The organism is Methylomonas methanica (assembly GCF_001644035.1).
In the GTDB taxonomy this organism is placed as follows: domain Bacteria; phylum Pseudomonadota; class Gammaproteobacteria; order Methylococcales; family Methylomonadaceae; genus Methylomonas; species Methylomonas methanica_A.
Genome location: NZ_LUUG01000095.1, coordinates 43,244 through 59,928 on the forward strand (window position 1 = coordinate 43,244; position 16,685 = coordinate 59,928).

The following is a 16,685-nucleotide window of genomic DNA, read 5'->3' on the forward strand; positions in this document are numbered from 1 at the left end:
CACTAATCGGGAAAGCCGCCATGAGAGTCTTCAAGCGCAGTAACAACAATTCACTGGCGAGCAATTCCACATCAGTCGCTTTTTCGCCGTCTCCGAACGTTCTGCGAGCCTTTGCCTTAGAGCCGCGAATTTTATTCGATGGTGCGGCAGCCGCTACTGTGGACGCGGCTGTACCTGATTCCCATTCTGGCGATGTGCTACAAACCGCGACAAACGCGATACCGGCGCATGACACCCAAACTCTGCTTGATGCAGTGGCAGCATACACACCGCCCGAGTATGCTACGGCGGCGCCGGAGTCTCAGCCTGCCCATGACACGATAATTTTTGTAGATGCCAGAGTGCGGGATTCTCAGTCGTTGTTGAACGGAGTAGATTCCCATGCTGAGGTGGTCTACCTGCAGTCTGGTAAAGACGGATTGCAGCAAATGGCCGACTACTTGGCAAACCGTAGCAATATTGATTCGGTGGTTATCGTCGCCGAGGGTAATCAGGCCAACATCTGGTTAGGGAATACCTGGCTGACTAACGATAGGCTACAGCAACATGCCACGCAATTGGCACAGATCGGCCAGGCGTTGACTGCCGAGGGCGACATTCAGATATATTCGTGCAATCTTGGGGAAGATGGCGACGGCGATCAATTCGTGCAAAGTTTCGCCGAACTTACCGGAGCCGACGTGGCGGCATCCAATAACCGCACCGGTATTGGCGGTGATTGGAACCTGGAAATTACCACCGGTGCTATTGAGGCCGTTAATCCCTTTAGCCAAGCGGCTATGGACAATTATGGTTATGGTCTTGCTACCTTAACTGTGACCAGCGGCGCTGATAGTGGTGCCGGAAGTTTGCGCGCCGACATTGCCGCCGCAATTTCGGGCGACACCATCGCCTTTGATACCACCTCGATGGGCGGTTCGACCGTTACGCTGTCCTCTGGTGTGTTGACCATCAATAAGAATTTGACCATAGACGGAGGCAGCGGGATTACGATCACCGCGAATTACACCAGCGCCGTATTTCGGATTACCTCGGGTACCGTAGTTCTGAATAATTTAACCATCGACAAAGGACTGTTGGCTGGTGCTGGTGGTGCTGGTCGTTATAGCCCTGGTGCCGGCAATCCCGGCGGCGATGCGCTTGGTGCCGGACTTTACATCGCCAACGGCGCCACGGTAACTGCCGACAGCCTCACCTTCAGCAACAACGTTGCCACCGGTGGTGGCGGTGGTGGCGTTGGTAATTCCTATGCTGGTGCTGGCGGCGGCGGCGGCGGCGGGGGCAGTGGTTTTGCTGGCGTCGGAGGAGGGAATGGCGGTAGCGGCACTAATGGTGCCGGGGGAACTGGCAGCGCCGGTGCGGGCGGTGCGGGCGGTGCAGGTGGTGCCAACACAATAAGCGGCGGCGGCACTGGTGGCGCGGGTGGCACCAATAGCGGTGGTGGTCTCGGCGGTACCACGAATGGAGGATCGGCAGGCTTTGGTGGCGGTGCCAGCGGTTTCGGCGGTGGCGGCGGCGGCGCCGGCGGAAATCAAGGCGGTGCCGGCGGTAAAGCTGTTGGCGCTATTTACAACGCGGGCACACTGACAATCACCAATTCCAGCTTTTCTAGCAATAAGGCAGGTGGAGGGGGCGCAGGCGGTTATGGAGGTTCAAACCCCAAGGGCGGTGATGCTGCCGCAGCCATTTTTAATGCCGGCTACATCGGTGTCCGGAATGTAACTTTTTCCACCAATACCAGCGTAGCCGGTAAATTCGGCACTGCGGCTGATTCGAACGGGGTTTTTGGCGGTTATTACGGTTTTGTAGCAGTCGCCAACGGTACCCATACCTCGACGCCGGCGACTTACAGCATAGGCTCGCCATTGGCACCGCTGGATAATGGCATCACTGTGGGAGCCTACAATTATTGGGATGGTGGTAATCTCACAGTCAAGATAACTGCCAACAACGATTCTACTCATGATTCGGTTGGGCTGGTCAGCGGCGGAACCATTTGGGTAAGTGGCACCGACGTTCGTTACGGCGCTAGTTACGCGGCTGGCACCTCGTTTGCGACTATCACGCCCTATGATTCCACCAATGGGATAATTTTCTCATTTAATAGTAGCGCTACCGATACCATGGTGCAGGCATTGGCCGATGCGGTTGGCTTTACTGCTACCAGCGGAGCGAGCACTGCACAGAGAACGGTGCAATATGCATTCTCATCTACTTATAGTGCATCCTATGGTAGCGGTACTTTGGTAAATGAATTAGTGATTGTTAGCGGCGGCAACGCCGCACCCGTTGTCACCGCCGGCGCGACGCTGGCCTACACCGAAAACGGTTCGGCGGCGACCATGGACGCCACGATCACGGTGAGTGACGCCGACGATGCCAATATCAGCGGTGCTACTGTGACCCTTTCGTCCGGTTTCACCAGCGGTGACTCGCTGGGTTTTAACACCCAGAACGGCATCACCGGCAGCTACAACAGTGCTACCGGCGTGTTGACTCTGTCCGGCACCGCCACCAAGGCACAGTACCAGACAGCCTTGCGTTCGGTCACTTATTCCAACAGCTCGGACACGCCGACCTCATCTTCCGCTAGCCGTACGGTCACCTGGGCCGCGACCGATGCTAACGCCAGTCCGGCGACCAGCAGCGGCGTGACGTCCACCGTCAACGTCACCGCCGTCAACGATACGCCGGTGCTTACCGCCGGTGCTACGTTACCTTACACCGAAGGTGGATCTGCCGCGGCCATCGATACCACGATTACCCTGAGCGACGCCGACGACGCCAATATCGCCGGGGCCACCGTGACTCTTTCGGCCGGCTTTACCAGTGGCGACACACTGGGTTTTTCCACGCAAAACGGTATAACCGGCAGTTATAACAGCGGCACCGGTGTGCTGACCCTGTCCGGTACCGCCACCAAGGCTCAATATCAAACAGCGTTGCGTTCCGTCACCTATGCCAGCAGCTCGGCCACGCCGACTTCGTCCAGCGCCAGCCGGACCGTGACTTGGGCGGTTACCGACGCCAATGCGGCCAGTGTAGGCGCCCAGACCAGCAGTGGCGTGACTTCGACGATCAATGTCACGGCAAGCAACGCTAAGCCGGTGCTAACTGCCGGCGCGACCCAGGCCTATACCGAGGCAGGATCGGCGGCAGCCATCGATGCCACGATCACGGTCAGCGACGCGGACGATGCCATTATTACCGGTGCGACGGTGACACTTTCCGCGGGTTTCACCAGCGGCGATACGTTAGGTTTCAGCGACCAGAATGGCATCAGCGGCAGCTACAACAGCGGTACCGGCGTATTGACCCTATCCGGCACTGCCACCAAAGCCCAGTATCAGACGGCCTTGCGTTCGGTGACTTATTCCAGCACTTCCACCACGCCCGCCTTGTCTTCGGCTAGCCGCACAGTGACCTGGGCGGCGACCGACGCTAACGCCGAAAGTTTGGGCGCGCAAACCAGCAATGGGGTGACCTCCACCATCAATGTCACGGCGACAAACACCAAACCGGTGCTGACTGCCGGCGCGGCACTGGCTTACACCGAAAACGGCTCTGCCGCGGCTATCGACACGACTATGACGGTCAGCGACACCGACGACGCAAATATGGCCGGCGCTACCGTCACTATTTCCTCAGGCTTTACCAGTGGCGACGCGTTAGGTTTTACTAATCAGAACGGTATTACCGGCAGTTACAACAGCGGCACCGGTGTACTGACCTTGACCGGCACGGCGACCAAATCCCAGTATGAGACCGCTCTGCGCTCGGTTACTTATTCCAGCACGTCCGATAACCCGACCGGCACCTCGGCCAGTCGCACGATTACTTGGGCAATCACCGATGCTAATGCCGAAAGCTTGGGCGCGCAGACCAGTACCGGCGTCACTTCTAGCGTAAACCTCACCGCCGTCAACGACGCGCCGACCGCTATCGCGCTGAGCGCCTCCACCGCATCCACATACGATAGTGGCAGCAACGTAGCGATTGGCTCCCTGAGTCGTACGGATGTCGACGGCGGCGGACCGACCTATTCGATCGTGTCGGTCAACACTGACACTTCCGGGGCCACATACAACCTGTTCAATATCAGCGGCACCACGTTGCAAGCGGCCAGCCCTTCCACGACCACGCCAGGGAATTACACGGTGGTGGTCCGGGTGAACGACGGCGACAACAACTACGATCAAAGCTTCACTATCACCGTTTCGAATACGCTGGTCGTGGATACCACTACTGACGATGTGGACGATGGCAGTACCTATGCTTCAGAAAAGGCGGACGGTACCGGCCTCAGCCTGCGCGAGGCTGTCGGCATCGCCAACCGGGCGGGCGGTGCCACTATCAGTTTCGCCTCGGGCTTGGGGACCGTAGCGCTGGGACCCAGCATTACAATCGGCGAGAACATCGCGCTGGACGCCGATGTGGTTAACACCATCATCGTCAGCGGCGACATCGCCATTGCCAGCGGTAAAACGTTGACCGTCGCCAACAATAGCGGCGATTTGCTGACTCTATCCGGGAATATCTCCGGCGCCGGCAGCCTGACGAAGAACGGGGCCGGCACGCTGGTCTTGAGCGGCAGCAACAGTTATTCCGGCGACACCGTGCTGGCGGCCGGCACGCTGAGCATCGGCGGCGATGCCAACCTGGGCTCGGACAGTGCCACGGTCACTTTGAGCGGCGGCAACCTGACCATCACTTCCGCCGGCACCATAGACGATAGCCTCGTGATGTCGGCGGGCGCTACCATCACCAATGCCAACGCCGTCACCCTGTCGGGCAACCTGACCGGCAACAACGCTCTGACCAAGGACGGTGCCAGCGAACTGACGTTGTCCGGGACCAACGTTCTCGCCTCATCCACTGTCATCGGCGGCACCCTGACAGTCGCCGACTCCACTAACTTGGGAACGGGGGCTGTGACGCTGAATGGCGGCAGCCTGACCGTCACCGGCAGCGGCGTCACCGTTAGCAACGCGGTCGCGCTGGCCGGCGCCGGCACGATTACTAACGTCAATGCGGTTGTTTTGTCGGGCATCGTCAGCGGCACCGGCGCCTTGACGAAGGCGGGCGTGGGAACGCTGACCCTGTCGGGGGACAACACTTACAGCGGCGCTACCGCTGTCAACGACGGCACGCTGGTGGCTGCGCACAACAACGCGCTGGGAACCGCTGCAGGTTCGACGACGGTGGCTAGCGGTGCCTCGTTGGGGTTACAGGGCGGCCTCACGGTGGCCGAAGCGGTGTCGGCGGTGGGGACCGGCATATCCAGCGCCGGAGCGATTTACAACGTCAGTGGCACCAATATCCTGTCCGGCAACGTGACGCTGACCGGCGCTGCGTTTCTGGGCGTTACGTCCGACCAACTGACTCTTAGCGGGAATATCGGCGGCGGCTTCAATATCACTAAGGCTGGTGCCGGCACCCTGGTGCTGTCGGGAAGTAACTCTTACAACAATACCTCGGTTTCCGCAGGCACATTAAGCTTGGCGACCGACGGCAACCTCGGCTCCGGCACTGTGACCTTAGCCGGCGGCACGACGTTAATCGTCACCGGCGCGACTACCATCGACAACGCCGTCGCGTTATCGGGTAACGCCACATTAGACAATAGCACCGCCGTTGCATTGTCTGGCGCCATCAGCGGCGCGGGTACGACCCTGACCAAGGGCGGGGCCGGCACCTTGACCCTATCCAGCACGTCGAACTCCGCCGCCGCCACTACCGCCCTGACGCTGACCGGCGGCACGCTGTCGGTGGGGGCCGCCACGACTATGGTCGGAGGTACTCTTACGTTGAACGGCGGTAGCCTGACCATTACCGGCAGCGGCGACACCTATGCCAACGCCATCACGCTGGCGAACGACGCCACCATTACCAACGCCAGCGCCGCCACTTTGTCGGGGCAGATCAGCGGATCGGCGGCGCTGACCAAGGCCGGGGCCGGCACGCTGACTTTGAGCAACACCGGGAATTCTAGCGCCGCTGCCACCTTGGCGGTGACGGCGGGCACGGTGTCCGTGGCGTCGGACAGTCGGCTGATCGGCGGGGCCGTGACGCTGAACGGCGGCACGCTCAACCTCGCCAACGCGGGCACGCTCGACAACCCCATTGCGCTGGGAAGCGGCAACGGCACGATCAGCGTCACCAACGGCGCCGCCACGCTGTCGGGCATCATCAGCGGAACGGGGTCGCTGACCAAGACTGGCGGCCCCGCCCTGACGCTGTCGGGAAACAACAGCTATTCCGGCGGCACCACCATCCGCGGCGCCAACGGGGTGAGCATCACCGGCAGTTCCACCGGTGCCATGAATCTGGGAACCGGCGATGTAACGGTGGCGGGCGGCAGCGCTCTGACTATCACGGGCACCGGCACGACAGTGTCCAACAACATCACCCTTCTGGACGACAGTGATCCCAGCACGTCGGTGACCATCACCAACGCCAACGCCGTCACCCTGTCTGGAATTCTCAGCGGCGCGGAGGCGCTGACCAAGGCCGGCGCCGGGACGCTGTCTCTGACGGGGAGCAACACCCATACTGGCGCGGTCGCCGTGTCGGTCGGCGGACTGACGCTGGTCGGCGGCAGCAGCATCGGCAACACCAGCGCGGTGACGGTGGATAGCGGCGCCACCCTGACGCTGGGCGGCGGGGCCGAAACCATAGGCTCGCTGGCCGGCGCCGGTAACGTCGTGCTGGGGTACAAGCTGACGCTGGGCGGCAACAACACCAACACCAGCTTCTCCGGCGCGATCAGCGGCAGCGGCAACGGAATCGAAAAGACCGGTACCGGCACGATGACCCTGTCCGGGGCCAACACCTACACCGGCTCCACCACCGTTTCGGCGGGTACGCTGGCGCTCAGCGGCAACAGCGCCATCGCCGACGCCTCGGCGGTTACGGTGTTGAACGGCGGCACGCTGAACGTGTCGGGCACGGAAACGGTGGGATCCATCGCCGGGGCCGGCGCCATCGCGCTGGTCGGCACCCTGAGGGCCGGCAGCAACAACACATCAACGGAGTTCAGCGGCGCCATCAGCGGTTCCGGCGGCGGGTCGCTCACCAAACAGGGCACCGGTACGCTGAACCTGTCGGGAACCAACACCTACAACGGCGGCACCACCATTTCCGCCGGTACGGTCATCGCTGGCTCCACCGGCGCCCTTGCGGCGTCCGGCGTCGATCTGGCCGCCGGCACGACCTTGACCTTCGCGGCGTCGGGGAGTTTCGGCAACTACATCGCCTTGAGCGGCAGCGCCACCATCAATGTCGGGTCTGGATACGTCGCCACCCTCAGTAACACCATCGACGGCGCCTTCAATCTGACCAAGACGGGAACCGGCGCGCTGACCGTAAGCGGCGCGACGACCTACAGCGGCACCACCACGGTGTCGGAGGGCACGCTCTACGTTACCGGCTCGCTGGGCGCCACCAGCAGCCTTTCGGTGGCCTCGGGGGCTACGCTGGGCGGCATGGGCAGCATCTTCGCGGCCAGCTCAGGCAATAATCTGACGATCAATGACGGCGCGACGCTGGCGCCGGGCGTGGCCGGGGTCAACAATGGGATCGGCACGCTGACGGTCAACGGTAACCTGCGGGTCAGCGGCAGCACGACGATCGACGTGGCGGGCAACGGCGGGGTCGGCGGCACCGACTTCGACCAGGTGATGGTCAACGGCACCGTCGCCTTGAACGGCGGCTCGCTGACAGTCAGCCGAGTCAACAGCTACACCGCGACCAACGGTGCCACCTACCGGATCATCGACAACGACAGCACCGACGCCGTAACTGGTGCGACCGGCATTTTCGGCGGCGTGACCGAAGGTACGGATCTGACCAGCAACGGCGACATCTACACGGTGCGCTATGCCAGCGGGACCGGCAACGATGTGGTGCTGACGGCGGTGGTTAACCCGTCGGTGACCGGCGTATCGGCAACGACCACCGACGGCTCTTACAAAGCAGGCGACACAGTGACGATCACCGTTACCTTCGACCGGTCGGTGACGGTGACGGGAGTGCCGACACTGACCTTGAATACCGGGCAGGCTGCGACCTACGCCGGTGGATCCGGCGGCACCACGCTAAGTTTTAGCTACACTGTGCAGGCTGGCGACACGTCCGCCGATCTGGACTACGGTGCGACCTCGTCTCTAGCGCTGAACGGCGGGACTATTCTGGACAGCTCGACCAGCTTGGCTGCTGTTTTAACCTTGGCTTCGCCGGGCGCCGCCAATTCGCTGGGCGCCAATAAGGATATCGTGGTCGACACTACGGCTCCCGCAGCGCCTGGTTTGGCTCTGAACTCCGATAGCGGTAGCAGCAACAGCGACAGGATTACCAACATTGGCGCGATCACCGTTTCCGGTTTGGAGGGCGGCGCTAGCTGGGAGTACAGCACCAATGGCGGTAGCAGCTGGACCACCGGCAGCGGCAGCAGCTTTACGCTGAGCGGCGACGGTGCTAAATCGGTAGTCGTGCGGCAAACGGATACGACAGGTAACCTTTCCGGTTCTTCCAGCGCTTATACCTTTACCTTGGACACCTCGGCCACCGCACCTACTCTAGCGCTGGCCGAGGATAACGGCAGCAGCAATAGCGACGGCATTACCAATAATGCCACGGTAAACGTCACTGGTTTGGAAACCGGCGCCAGCTGGGAGTTCAGCAGCAACGGCGGTACCTCCTGGTCTGCCGGCAGCGGCAGCAGCTTTAATCTGTCAGGTGATGGCGCCAAATCGGTAATCGTCCGCCAGAACGATACGGCAGGCAATGCCTCCGGCAACTCCGCCGCCCTGGCCTTCAATCTGGATACCAGTGCGCCGACTACCCCTGTCGGGACCCTCGGCGTGGCTGAAAATTCTGCCAATGGTGCGGTCGTGGGCTCAGTTAGCGCTACCGATACTTTAAGCGTCGTTTATAGTTTGGTGGACAACGCCAACGGCCGCTTCGTTATCGACGCCGCCAGCGGCGAGGTCAGCGTAGCCGACGGTAGTCAGCTGGACTACGAAGTCGCAGCCAGCCATGCCGTTACGGTGCGCGCTACCGATGCGGCCGGTAACAGCTCCGACACAGTCCTGACGGTGGCTCTGACCGATGCTAACGATGCGCCGACGGGGGATGTGACCATCAGCGGCGCTGCTGTCGTGGGCGAAACGCTCGCTGTCAGCAATACGCTTGCGGATGCAGATGGTCTGGGTAGCATTGTCTACACCTGGACAGATGGTAACGGCAACATCCTGGGGACCGGTCCCAGCCTGGTTCTGGCCTCAGAGTATGTCGATAAAACCATTGTCGTTACCGCCAGTTATACTGACGGTCTGGGTAAGGTCGAAATTGTCAGTTCAACGGCCACCCTGGCAGTGGCGAGTGGCAACGCCATCAATGCCACGCAAACCGTGGATTTCAATTCCAGCTCATCAGGCGGCTTCACCGGCGGGTCCTTTACTACCGGCAGTCAGATACCGACCAACTTGATACAGCCGATCAACACCGGTTTTGGCCTTGGTGTGGGTGGGGGGACTGGCAGCGCGCCGACCGGCCCAGGCGGCGGATCGGGCGGCTCCGGCGCCTTGAGCACGGGCGGCTCGGCTGGCGGACTAGGCGGAGGCTTGGGCGACAGCTTAGGTAACGGTACTGGCGGTGGCTTCGGTTTCGGTCCTTCGATTTTCTCGAGCAGTTTCGGCGACTCGGGTACGTCGTCCACCAGCACGCAAACCACCTCGCTGCAAATGGAGGCACAGCTCGATACCGGTAGCAACAATAGTTTCACCATGCCCGCAGACGCCTTGTTGGGTTTGGATACCAGTACCGGCGTCAGTTTTCAGGCGGCTCAAGCCGACGGTGCAAGTCTGCCTTCCTGGGTGCGCTTTGATTCCGCGACCGGCAGTCTGAGCCTGAAGGAAGGCGGCGGTGAGAGAACGGTGGTTAAAATTACCGCGACCGACGGCAAGGGTAATCAGACCGTGATTACCGTAGTGTTGAAACCTCAGCAACCGGGGCAGCGCCAAAATGGCGAAGGCCGGCCGGGTGGGCAGGAAGGTCGAGGTGGTCAGGGCAGATCCAATCAGAGCCGACCGGTCGGCGGCGAACCGCGCGCCCAACTGGGCAAAATGCCGCTTAGCACACAGTTGCAAGCTTTCGGTACGCAGCGCACGCATCAGGATGCCGACGCCTTGCTGGAAAATCTGGCGCGCGTGTTCGCCGAACCGCGGGATGCCGCATGAATTCATTGAAACAGGAACTTGTTATGGCTAAATATCTTTTCCTACCGGTTAATCGGTCTGGCCCTAGTGTGCTGGCGCTGACTATTAGTGCCGTATTACTGAACGGTTGCTCGCTGGCGCCGTCGCCACTGACCCAGCAAGAGCGGCAGAGCCAGATCGGCAGTGATCAGGCCAAAATGTTTCAGCAGCAGGAGCCGGTGACCGGGCCGCTGAGCCTTTATCAGACCATGTCGCGCGCGCTGAAATATAATCTGGATCACCGGGTGAAAATGATGGAACGGGCAGTGGCGGAAGGTCAGGCTACCTTGGCGCGTTTTGATTTGCTGCCGGATGTGGTGGCCTCGGCTGGATATAGAAGTCGGGATAATTACAATGCCTCCAACAGCCGTTCAATCTCCACCGGTAGGGAGTCGTTAGAAACCTCTACTTCCCAGGATCGTAGCCGGTTCATGGGTGATTTAAGCCTGCGCTGGAACATTCTGGATTTTGGCGTCAGCTATTTCCGCGCTCAGCAGGAAGGCAACAAGGCCTTGGTGACTGCCGAAAGCCGGCGCAAAGTCAGTCACAATTTGATGAAAGACGTGCGTAGCGCCTACTGGCGGGCCTTGAGCGCTCAGCGGATGACGGCCAGCATTCAGCCGGTGTTGGCCGAGGCGCAACATGCGCTGGCGCTAGCCGAACAAGCCGAAGCCGAAAAACTACGTTCACCGCTGGACGCGCTGCGTTATCGAAAAAGTTTGCTGGAAATTGTCCGTCGCCTCGAAGGATTGCTGGAACAGCAACAAATGGCCAAATCCGAATTGGCGGGTTTGATCAATTTGCCGCCCAATCAGGACTTTAAACTGGCCGACGATGCTGTCAACCCCTGGCCGCAGGTGGTTAAACCGCAGCTAGATATAGACAAAATGGGCGATTTAGCGCTACAGCTAAGGCCGGAGCTGCGTCAAGAAATGTATCAAACCCGCATCGGCTCCGCCGAAGTTAAAAAAGCCATGCTGCGTTTATTGCCCGGCGTGGAGGTGCAGTTGGGCGGTAATTACGACTCCAACTCTTATTTATTAAATCAAAGTTGGGGGGAGATCGGTACGCAGATTTCCAAAAACCTGTTCGAATTGCTCTCCGCGCCGCAAGCGATTGCCACCGCTGAAACTCAAGAGTCCTTGGCGCATTCGCGGCGTTTGGCTGCGCACATGGCGATTCTGACTCAGGTTCATCTGGCGCAACAACAGCTGGCCTTGGCGGACAAGCAATACCAACGTAGCTCCGAATTGGACGACGTTAACCAAAAAATTCATCACCATGTTCTCAATAGCGAATTGACCGAAGCGATGAGTTCCGTGGAACGGATTCGGGTGTCGGTCGATTCGGTTTTGTCGGAATTGCAGCGCCGTCAGGCCTATGCCGAGTCTCAAGATGCCTTGGGCAAATTATATGTGTCCTTGGGTTTCGATCCGCTGCCGGCGACGATGGCCGATGATTCGGTGGATACCTTGGCAAATGCCATAGAAGCCATCGATCAGGAATGGAACCAGGGGCATTACCCGGTGCAAGCGACTGACGATCCGCAGCCGGAAAATACCAGTGAAACAGCGACAGGGGCAGGCAAATCGTGATGCTGAAAAAATCCTTGCGTGCCTGGTCGCTAACCGTAGTGCCGGTCTTGCTTTTGTCCAATGCCTCGGCGGAACCGACTCCCGCTCAAAACCCTGGCGTGGAAACCGAAATTCGCGCCCAACTTACGCCGCGCAACGAAACTACACTATCTGCGGAAGTGGCGGCCGTGATCAAAGACTTGTCTGTACGGGAAGGCGAGCGCTTCAAAAAAGGCCAAGTGCTGGTTGGTTTCGATTGTTCAATCCAGCAGGCGCAATTGCAAAAAGCCCAAGCTACTGCGGACGGCGCCGGTAAGACCTATGATGTCAATTCCAGGCTGTCGCAACTGGAATCGGTCAGCTCTTTAGAAGTTGACGTGGCTAAAGCCAAGTTGGGCGAAGCCAAGGCTGACATCGCGCTGACCAAGGCTGGTTTGGAAAAATGCCGGATTCACGCACCGTTCGATGGTCGGGTCGCGGCGCTGAAGGCGCATGAGCATCAACATTTGAAGGTCGGCGATCCGATCATGGACGTGCTGGACGATAGCCAGCTGGAAATCAAATTAATCGTGCCGTCCTTGTGGCTGCGCTGGTTAAAACCAAAGCAGTTATTTAAGGTGCATATCGACGAGCTGGACCGCGATTATCCGGCTGAGGTCGTGACTTTAGGGGCTCGTATCGATCCGGTGAGTCAAACGGTCTCGATTACGGGTCGGGTGACCGGCAAACATACCGAGTTGCTGGCGGGCATGAGCGGCCGGGCGCTATTCCCGGATAAGGCGCATTGATTTGGCTGTGCAATCAGAAGACCCTCAGCAACGCCAGTTGCGAGGGCTGGCGCTGCTATTACAGTTGCAACGCAAGGCACGTGCCGCCGAGGATTTAGCCGCTCTAGGTTTTGTCATCGTCAACGAGAGTCGCAGTTTGGTGGAATACCGTCAGGCGGCACTGTGGCTGGATAGGCCGATGCAGCCGGTGGCGGCGGTATCCGGCATCGCCCAACTCGACGCGCAGGCTCCTTATATTGTTTGGCTGAACGGCGTTTGCCGGCGGCAGTTTCAAACCGACAACAATGCCGTCTACCAATTATTGCAAGCCGCAGATTTGCCGGAGAGCCTGCAAGCCGAGTGGCAGCAATGGCTGCCGGAGTTCGGTCTATGGCTGCCGTTGAAAGTTCAGGGGCGGACGCTGGGCGGATGGCTGTTGGTGCGTGAGCAAGCTTGGCAGGAGGCCGAAGCGGTGTTGCTGGCCGAGCTGAGCGATGCCTATGCCCATGCCTGGCAGGCTTTACAGCCGCGTAAACCTTGGTGGCGCGGTCTTTACACCCCGGCCGCTCTTAAACGCTGGGCCGTGGCGGTAATCTTACTGTTATTGATTCCGGTACGACTGTCGGTGCTAGCTCCAGCCGAAGTGATTGCCGCACAACCCACCGTCATTCGCGCACCTCTGGAAGGTGTGGTCGACACCTTTCAGATTCAACCCAATCAAACCGTCGCTGCCGAGCAATTATTGTTGACGCTGGAGAACACCGATATTGCCAATCGCCTGGAAGTTTCGCGCAAAGTATTAGCGGTAGCCGAAGCCGAATATCGCAAAACTGCCCAGCAAGCGATGTTCGATGCCGACAGCAAGGCGGAAATGACGGTGCTGAAAGGCCGGATGGAGCAACACGCCGCCGAGGTGGAGTATCTGGCGGAACAGTTGGCGCGTTCGCAAATCAAGGCGCCGCATGCAGGCGTGGCGATTTTCAGCGATGTGCACGACTGGATCGGCCGGCCGGTGGCCTTGGGCGAACGGATATTGAATCTGGCCGATCCGGCGCGAGTGGAACTGGAAATGCGGGTACCCGTCGCCGATTTTATCGAATTGGCCGATGGAGCCGAAGCCGTAATGTTTTTGAATATCGATCCGCAACACCCCTTGGATGCTCGGGTGTATTCGCTCAGCTACCAGGCCGAGCTCGGCCCCGATCAGGTGTTGGCGTATAGAGTCAAGGCCAGTTTGGCGGATGTAGAGCAATTGCCGCGTATCGGCCTGAAAGGCACAGCCAAACTTTACGGCCAACGGGTAACGTTGTTTTATTACCTGTTTCGGCGACCGCTGTCCGGTGTGCGGCAATGGCTGGGGTTGTAGAGACCGCGCCGGCCCTGGCGCCGCTGCGCGAAGAGTTGCATTGTCTGCCCGGACCGCAGGGGTTCGATGGCGCGCCGACCTGGACCTTGCATGATCCGGCCAATAACCGGTTTTTTCGGATCGGCTGGCAAGAATTCGAAATTCTGGCGCGCTGGGCCTTGGGACAAACGGAAGCGATTGCGCAAGCCGTGAATCGCGAAACCACTTTACATATCGATATCAGTCAGGTCGGCGAATTTGCCCAATTCTTGTTGAACAACAACCTGCTGCGGCTGAGTGGCGATGCCGGGCTGCAACGGCTGCGGCAACAAGTGGCGATGCGCAAGCAAAGTTGGGCGCAATGGCTGCTGCATAACTATCTGTTTTTTAAAATTCCCTTGCTAAAACCCGATGCCTTACTGGCTTGGCTGTATCCGCGCTTGGCCTGGATCTACAGCGGGCGGTTTGCAGTGTTGTTGATAGGTTGCGGGCTGCTGGCCGGGTTTTTACTGTCCCGGCAATGGGAGCGCTTCCTGGCGACGTTTCCGCATTTTTTCAACTGGTCCGGGCTGGCTCAATATTTTTTGGCCTTAATGTTGGCCAAGACGCTACATGAATTCGGCCATGCCTTGACCGCGCATCGCTATGGTTGCCGAGTACCGACCATGGGTTTAGCGTTTATGGTGATGTATCCGATGTTGTACACCGACGCCAGCGAAACCTGGAAGCTCAGCTCGCGTCGGCAACGGGTAGCGATTGCCGGGGCTGGGATTGCCGCCGAGTTGGGCTTGGCGGTGTTTGCTGCCTTGGCCTGGAGCTTCCTGGCGGACGGTCCGTTACGCAGCGGGGTGTTTTTATTGGCAACCTCGACCTGGATCATGACGCTGGCCATCAATCTGAGTCCGTTCATGCGCTTCGATGGTTATTACCTGTTGGCGGACTGGCTGGGCATCGAGAATTTGCAACCACGGGCATTTGCTTATAACCGCTGGCATTTACGGTACTTGCTGTTTGGATTGGATCAGGCGCCGCCGGAATCGTTACCGCAACGCTGGCACTGGTTTTTTATCGGCTATGCCTGGTGTACCTGGTTATATCGTTTCTTTCTGTTTCTGGGCATTGCGCTACTGGTCTATCATTTTTTCTTTAAATTCCTGGGGCTGTTGATGATGGCGGTGGAAGTGGGGTGGTTTATTCTGCGGCCGATCTGGTCCGAACTGGCAGCCTGGAAAAACCTGGGGCCCGATGTCTGGACTCAGCCGCAGAGCCGAATTTCTCTGTTGCTGCTAGTGGTAGTCATCGCGGTTTTGGTTGTGCCGTGGCAAGGCCATGTCAATGTGCCTGCACTGATTAAAGCCGAGCGTTACGCCGAAATCTATTTGCCAACCGCGGCGCGCCTGGATGCTTGGCAAGTCAAAACCGGGCAAGCGGTGAAAAGCGGCGAGTTATTGGCGCAACTAAGTTCGCGCGAACTGGATTTTCAAGCCCGTAATTCCTCGCTGGAAGGGCAGTTGGTTGAGTGGCAACTGGCATATCAGGGGTTGGAGCAAAACTTGAATCAGCGCAGGCAGGTGTTGCTTAAGGAACTGGAATCGGCCGGCGCGAAGCAAGCCGGTTTTCGGCATCAGCAAACCCAGTTAACGATACAAGCACCGTTTTACGGCTTGGCTTTGGATTTAAACCAGCAAGCGCAAGAGGGACAGTGGTTGAAGGAAGGCGAGGCCTTATTGATTGTGGTCGATCCGCGTAGTCAACTGATCGAAGCCTACGTGGCCGAAGAGGATTTACAGGCGGCAGGGCAGGCCGACGGTGCGGTGTTTTATCCCGATCAACCGGGAATGGCGCCCATAAATTGTCGGGTGGAGCGTATCGATCAAGGTGGGGCTGCTCGGATCCCGGCGATGTTGGCTTCGATGCACGGCGGCGCTATTGCTGCCCGGTCCGATGCGCAGCAACAAGGTGTGCCGGAAAGCGCCGTTTACCGCATCATCTTAAGGCCGGAGGCTGAGAGTCAGAGCCTCGCACATTTTCCGGGAGAAAGGCGTGGTAGTGTCAGACTGGATACGCCGGCCACTAGTCTGTTGCATCGTCTTGTCCGGCAAGTGGCGACGGTGCTGGTACGCGAATCCGGGTTTTAAGCAAATGCGAAATATCTGCCTAACCTTGATTCCAAAAAAGCCAGTGTTTATAGATTCAAACTAAATCGCAGGTATCGAAAAACAGTTCCAATCTATCCAATTCGCTGTTAGCTATTTCCAACGCCGCATCGAATGTTTGAAAATCGTCGGCATGTGCCGCGATGTCCAACATAAGATCACACATGGTTCCGGTTTTAAGCAGTGAGTCGTGCTTTTTTCCGAGGTTTTCCAGTTGGTCTTCCGTTATCAGATAAAATTTCATTTCTATGTCCTTGTTAGTCCGAAGTGAATATCGACGGCCATTTGTGAATCTTGCCATTCCAAATTAAGTTTTTTGGCAACTTTCTTTGTATGATTTTGCGATGTAAATAACAAATGGTGAGCGTTGCGCATATCTTCGCCTTGATGGTAGTCAGTTAGGTATTGTTCTAGCGTACAGGTCACAGTGATTTTTTTGCCAAAAGCACGGGTCTGAGGTGATTGGTCAAGCTGGGCTCGACTCAGGCAAAAGACATTGTGATTAACCTGGGCGGGTTCCCTTTAGCCGTCATGGCCATTTAAACGGGAGCGACCATATTCAAAGGCCGGGTTAAATTGGGATAATT

6 protein-coding genes are annotated in these 16,685 nt (G+C 58.7%); 5 read left to right on the plus strand and 1 reads right to left on the minus strand.

Features of this window, described 5'->3' with window-relative positions; genetic code table 11:
• Positions 1 to 20: 20 nt before the first annotated feature.
• From A1332_RS26365 to A1332_RS17725, 5 genes are read left to right on the plus strand one after another with little or no spacing between them, the layout of a single operon-like run.
• Complete coding sequence (locus A1332_RS26365) at positions 21 to 10,238, plus strand: DUF4347 domain-containing protein (protein WP_064009762.1); 10,218 nt, start codon at positions 21 to 23, stop codon at positions 10,236 to 10,238.
• Between the two features lie 23 nt (positions 10,239 to 10,261).
• Complete coding sequence (locus A1332_RS17710; protein ID WP_231890349.1) at positions 10,262 to 11,851, plus strand: TolC family protein; 1,590 nt, start codon at positions 10,262 to 10,264, stop codon at positions 11,849 to 11,851.
• The gene (locus A1332_RS17715; RefSeq protein WP_064009764.1) at positions 11,851 to 12,618 is read left to right on the plus strand and encodes an efflux RND transporter periplasmic adaptor subunit; all 768 of its coding nucleotides are present in this window, start codon (positions 11,851 to 11,853) and stop codon (positions 12,616 to 12,618) included. Before A1332_RS17710 ends, A1332_RS17715 begins: the two co-directional genes overlap by 1 nt.
• Before the next feature lie 7 nt (positions 12,619 to 12,625).
• Positions 12,626 to 13,963, plus strand: coding sequence for an efflux RND transporter periplasmic adaptor subunit (locus A1332_RS17720; protein WP_231890351.1), 1,338 nt, complete (start codon positions 12,626 to 12,628; stop codon positions 13,961 to 13,963).
• The gene (locus A1332_RS17725; protein ID WP_064009766.1) at positions 13,948 to 16,080 is read left to right on the plus strand and encodes an efflux RND transporter periplasmic adaptor subunit; all 2,133 of its coding nucleotides are present in this window, start codon (positions 13,948 to 13,950) and stop codon (positions 16,078 to 16,080) included. Before A1332_RS17720 ends, A1332_RS17725 begins: the two co-directional genes overlap by 16 nt.
• A 55-nt stretch (positions 16,081 to 16,135) precedes the next feature.
• On the opposite strand, the gene A1332_RS17730 is transcribed toward A1332_RS17725, so the two are convergent.
• On the minus strand, positions 16,136 to 16,342 hold the full coding sequence (locus A1332_RS17730) for a hypothetical protein (RefSeq protein ID WP_064009767.1): 207 nt from the start codon (positions 16,340 to 16,342) through the stop codon (positions 16,136 to 16,138).
• Positions 16,343 to 16,685: the final 343 nt, after the last annotated feature.

Excerpts from the sequence above, each read along its gene's own strand:
- A1332_RS26365 (WP_064009762.1), top strand. The coding sequence starts at position 21 with ATGAGAGTCTTCAAGCGCAGTAACAACAATTCACTGGCGAGCAATTCC.
- A1332_RS17710 (WP_231890349.1), top strand. The coding sequence starts at position 10,262 with ATGGCTAAATATCTTTTCCTACCGGTTAATCGGTCTGGCCCTAGTGTG.
- A1332_RS17715 (WP_064009764.1), top strand. The coding sequence starts at position 11,851 with ATGCTGAAAAAATCCTTGCGTGCCTGGTCGCTAACCGTAGTGCCGGTC.
- A1332_RS17725 (WP_064009766.1), top strand. The coding sequence starts at position 13,948 with ATGGCTGGGGTTGTAGAGACCGCGCCGGCCCTGGCGCCGCTGCGCGAA.
- A1332_RS17730 (WP_064009767.1), bottom strand. The coding sequence starts at position 16,342 with ATGAAATTTTATCTGATAACGGAAGACCAACTGGAAAACCTCGGAAAA.